This is a genomic window from Propionivibrio sp. (assembly GCF_017995515.1).
Lineage (GTDB): Bacteria > Pseudomonadota > Gammaproteobacteria > Burkholderiales > Rhodocyclaceae > Propionivibrio.
Window position 1 is genome coordinate 1 of record NZ_JAGOIT010000170.1, and the last position, 3,824, is coordinate 3,824.

The following is a 3,824-nucleotide window of genomic DNA, read 5'->3' on the forward strand; positions in this document are numbered from 1 at the left end:
AGGCATCGGCCCGCTGGGCCAAGCTGTCGATGATCTCGGCCATCACCAATCGGGGCGAGATCGCCTTCCAGATCGTCGAGGGCACGATCAACGCCGAACGTTTCATCGAGTTTCTCGAGCGACTGATTGCCAGCGCGGCGAGCAAAGTGTTCCTGATCGTCGATAACCTGCGGGTACATCACGCCAAGCTCGTTCAGGCCTGGGTCGAGCCGCGTCGTGCGCAGATCGAACTGTTCTACTTGCCGCCCTATGCGCCCGAGTCCAATCCGGACGAATACCTGAATCACGACTTCAAGACCGCGCTGCGCCTGGAGCCTCCCAGCCGCGATGATTCGCAGCTCTTGAAGAAGGCCCGCGCCATCATGGACCGCATCGCCTCGCTCCCCGAGCGTGTCCGGTCCTACTTCGAACACCCGGCCGCTGCGTATGCTGCGCAGTGAGCGTATTTATGGGCCGGGTTAATAGCTAGCCCAGCTTCCCAGGGAACGCGGCGCGATGAGCCCGTGCTGCGCCTCTGAATTTTGACGTCAGGTGCTTGATGGCTGATCGGAAACCAATAAAGCAAGCTCACGAGCGCGCTCAAGTTGCTCTTTTCTTGCAGTGGTTCAACGCACGCTATCGAACGAATTTTTCGGTGGTGGACGAACCTGACCCTCCGGAGGCAATTATCCGCTCTGGACGCACGACCCGATGGGTCGAGGTGACCGATGCCTTTTGGAGCGACGCCTTCGCGAAAGATGAATATTCATATGCCACTCCGGGCGAAGTACACGAGCCAATAGGGACGGGGCCGTTTCTTAACCCAGATGAAGCCTTTTCGAAGCGTTTTGTCGATGCTGTACGAAAGAAGTTGGAGAAGAGATCCTACGAGGTTAGTAGGGTCTTGTACGGTCCAGGCTACTTGGTAGTGCCAATCATGTATCCGCTGTTTGATGCTAATACCATGCGCGTGATACGCGAACTGTGGTCTCAGACCCAGATCAACGATTTAGGGTGTTTTCGGAGCGTCTACATGAATTTGCAGATGGGTAGGGGCCCGGTACAACGATGGAGCGCCTATGGCCGCATCTAACTCGGCGCGGCATCCGACCATCAAACAGTTACTTGTTTTGGATGCCAGCTGAGCTTGTACGTTGAGCGGCTGTTTTCCTTGCGCTCCATGGACCGCTCCGGGTCGGATGCAGTCAGCAAGCGCAGCGAGGGATCGTGCTCATCGCGATCGTGTTCATCCTTGAGTGGTGCGCACAACTGGCGCACAATGGGCGCATTGTTTTCCTAGGAGCGCTCGATGAACTCCCTGACCAAAGACACCCGCCTGCACATCCGTTGTGACCAGGAAGTTCGGCGTCTGCTCGACAAGGCGGCGGCCTACGCGCACATGAGCGTTTCGGAGTTCGTGCTGCGAAACGCGGTCGAGCAAGCCCAGACCCTGGTTCAGCAGCACGAGGCCATCACGCTGTCGCAGCAGGATTTTTCCGCGTTTCTCGATGCCCTGGATACACCGGCTCACCCCGCTCCGGCCTTGCAGAGGGCGTTCGTCCGCCACGCCAGCCAGGTGCGTTGAGTGGAGTACCGCATTCGCGCGCTCGACAACGAGACGGCGACTGCCGATTTTCGATGCGGGGAGGCGGCGCTGGATGAATACTTGCACCGCTATGCCAGGCAGGACGTCAAGCGCGGAGTGGCGCGGGTGTTCGTGGCGACGCCGGCCGATCTGGTCAGCGAGGTCACAGGCTTCTACACACTGAGCGCCGCGAGCGTCGCCGCCGAAAAGCTACCCGAGTCCTTACGCAAGAAACTGCCGCGTTACCCCGTCCCTGCCGCCTTGCTCGGTCGGCTTGCCGTGAGTGAACTGGCGCAAGGGCAGGGCCTGGGTTCGATCTTGCTGGTCGATGCATGCAAGCGGGTGGCCGCGGCCAGCCAGACGCTCGCGGTGGCGGCCATCATCGTCGATGCCAAATCGCCCGCTGCGGCTGCTTTCTACAAGCACTTCGGATTCGTCGAGCTTCCTGGCCAGCCGGGGCGCTGGATGTTGCCGAGGTCCCATTTCGTTCAAGGACTTTGAACGCCAGATTGTTTTGGGCGAATGGCCGTCCTAGCCACGCTTTCCTGCCCTCACGGCCGCCGATGTCACGGGCGATCGCTTAGAATCCGCGCTTTGCCCAAGACTGCATCCACGCTGCCATGTCCCAGACCTCCGCCTCCCGTCCCGTCCGCACCCGCTTCGCCCCCAGCCCCACCGGCTACCTGCATATCGGCGGCGCGCGCACCGCGCTGTTCTCCTGGGCCTTCGCCCGCCGCCACGCCGGCAGCTTCATCCTGCGCATCGAGGACACCGACGTCGCCCGCTCCACCCCCGAGGCGGTGCAGGCCATCCTCGACGGCATGCACTGGCTGGGGCTGGAGCACGACGAGGGCCCGTTCTACCAGATGCAGCGCATGGACCGGTACAAGGAGGTCATCGGCCAGATGCTGGCCGCCGGCACCGCCTACCACTGCTACATGTCGTCCGAAGAGCTCGACCGCATCCGCGAGGAGCAGCGCGCGCGTGGCGAGAAGCCGCGCTACGACGGGCGCTGGCGCCCGGAAGCAGGCAAGACCCTGCCGCCGCCGCCCGAGGGCGTGCAGCCGGTGGTGCGCTTTTGCAATCCGACCGAAGGCGTGGTGGCCTGGGACGACCTGGTCAAGGGCCGCATCGAGATCGCCAACGCCGAGATGGACGACTTCATCATCGCGCGCGCCGACGGCACGCCGACCTACAACTTCTGCGTGGTGGTGGACGACTGGGACATGGGCATCACCCACGTCATCCGTGGCGATGACCACGTGAACAACACCCCGCGCCAGATCAACGTGCTGCAGGCGCTCGGTGCCGAGGTGCCGCTGTACGCGCACCTGTCGATGATCCTGGGTGACGACGGCACCAAGCTCTCCAAGCGCCACGGCGCGGTGAGCGTGATGCAGTACGACGAGGATGGCTACCTGCCCGAGGCGGTGATCAACTATCTGGCGCGCCTGGGCTGGAGCCATGGTGACGATGAAGTCTTCAGCCGCGAGCAGTTCGTCGAATGGTTCGACCTCGACCACATCACGCCCTCGGCGGCGCAGTTCAACACCGAGAAGCTCAACTGGCTCAACGCGCAGTACATCAAGAAGGCGGACGATTCGTTCCTCGCCGCCGAGGTCGCCAACCGCCTGGCGCGGCGCGAGGTGAATCCGGAGACCGGGGTGAGCCTGGAGGCGGTGGTGGCGCTGTACAAGGACCGCGCCACCAACCTCAACGAGCTCGCCGATGCGGCAGAGCTGTTCGTGGCCGACGTGCATCCGGCGCCGGAGGTGATCGGCCAGCACCTGACGGACGTTGCCAAGGCCGCGCTCGCCAGCCTGCGTGCACGCCTGGCCGCGGCGGAGTGGAACAAGGCGGCGCTCAGCCAGGCGATCAAGGACACGATGGCCGAGCACGGCCTGAAGATGCCGCAGGTGGCGATTCCGCTGCGGGTGGCGGTGCTGGGCGTGCCGCAGACGCCGGCGATCGACGCGGTGCTCGAGGTGCTCGGGCGCGAGCGCGTGCTGGCGCGGCTCGACCGCCACCTCTGATCAGGTGCGGCGGGCGGGCCATGCCGGTTCGCTGCCGCCCCTGAAACGACGAAAGCCCCGGCGCAAACCGGGGCTTTCGTGCTTTCAGACGCTGGCCGGAGTTCAGGCGGCCTTGCGCATGCTGCGGCCACGCGATTCGGTCGCCGTGTCGGCGTCGGCCGCGCTCACCAGGTTCAGCGTGCGGGCCTGCTGCAGCAGCGCGCTCATCGACTCCTGCAGTTGCTCGA

5 protein-coding genes are annotated in these 3,824 nt (G+C 63.8%); all 5 read left to right on the top strand.

The window, feature by feature from the left end:
* Window positions 1-440, top strand: a 440-nt coding sequence (locus KBA32_RS16625; RefSeq protein ID WP_294361361.1) for a transposase, incomplete at its 5' end; no start/stop codon positions are given.
* Between the two features lie 98 nt (window positions 441-538).
* Window positions 539-1,072, top strand: coding sequence for a hypothetical protein (locus tag KBA32_RS16630; protein ID WP_294361362.1), 534 nt, complete (start codon window positions 539-541; stop codon window positions 1,070-1,072).
* Window positions 1,073-1,288: 216 nt separating this feature from the next.
* Window positions 1,289-1,564, top strand: coding sequence for a DUF1778 domain-containing protein (locus tag KBA32_RS16635; RefSeq protein ID WP_294361363.1), 276 nt, complete (start codon window positions 1,289-1,291; stop codon window positions 1,562-1,564).
* The gene (locus KBA32_RS16640) at window positions 1,565-2,065 is read left to right on the top strand and encodes a GNAT family N-acetyltransferase (protein WP_294361365.1); all 501 of its coding nucleotides are present in this window, start codon (window positions 1,565-1,567) and stop codon (window positions 2,063-2,065) included.
* A 119-nt stretch (window positions 2,066-2,184) separates the two neighbouring features.
* Window positions 2,185-3,597, top strand: a complete 1,413-nt coding sequence (gene gltX, locus KBA32_RS16645; RefSeq protein WP_294361366.1) for a glutamate--tRNA ligase — start codon at window positions 2,185-2,187, stop codon at window positions 3,595-3,597.
* The last annotated feature ends 227 nt before the right edge of the window (window positions 3,598-3,824 follow it).